The organism is Acinetobacter chengduensis (genome assembly GCF_003664645.1).
GTDB classification, from domain to species: Bacteria; Pseudomonadota; Gammaproteobacteria; order Pseudomonadales; family Moraxellaceae; genus Acinetobacter; species Acinetobacter chengduensis.
Map to the genome: position 1 here is coordinate 1 of NZ_RCHC01000074.1, position 485 is coordinate 485.

The 485-nt window shown below is 43.1% G+C and carries 1 pseudogene; it reads left to right on the top strand.

What is annotated here, in order from left to right:
- Positions 1-468 (top strand): annotated as a pseudogene (locus D9K81_RS18540) (hypothetical protein); the annotation flags it as partial.
- Between the last annotated feature and the right edge of the window lie 17 nt (positions 469-485).

Consider the following 485-nt stretch of genomic DNA (forward strand, 5'->3'; position numbering starts at 1 on the left):
CTCGACCAACCTAAAGCTGAACCTGCTTCTGAAAATCTAAGCGTAGATGAGCTTAAACGGTTACGAGAGGAAGCTGAAAAGTTAGTGACAGAGAAAAAGTTAGCTGAGACTGCAGAAATTGAATATCAAAAGCTTTTAAGTGAGTTGCTCGATGGTGTGGCCAAGGCGAATACACCTGCAGAAGTCAATGCGCATACTCGATACACCAAGCCATGGACCGAACAGCAACGCAAACCATTGTTGGATGCAATTCATAAGCGTCTACAAGAACTTGCACCCGCAGTAGCTGAAATTAAAATGCCTCCATCTTTGATGGTTCAAATTCAAAATGCGAAAGATTTGACCGAATTGGATTGCTTAGAAATTGAAGTATCAACGCGCCGTGCAGACATTCAGCCAAAGCTCATGGGCTATGTAAAGCAACGTCGCTTTGAGCTTCAAAACCAAGCTGATGAGGTTGACCAATGACTTATCACTATTCGTCT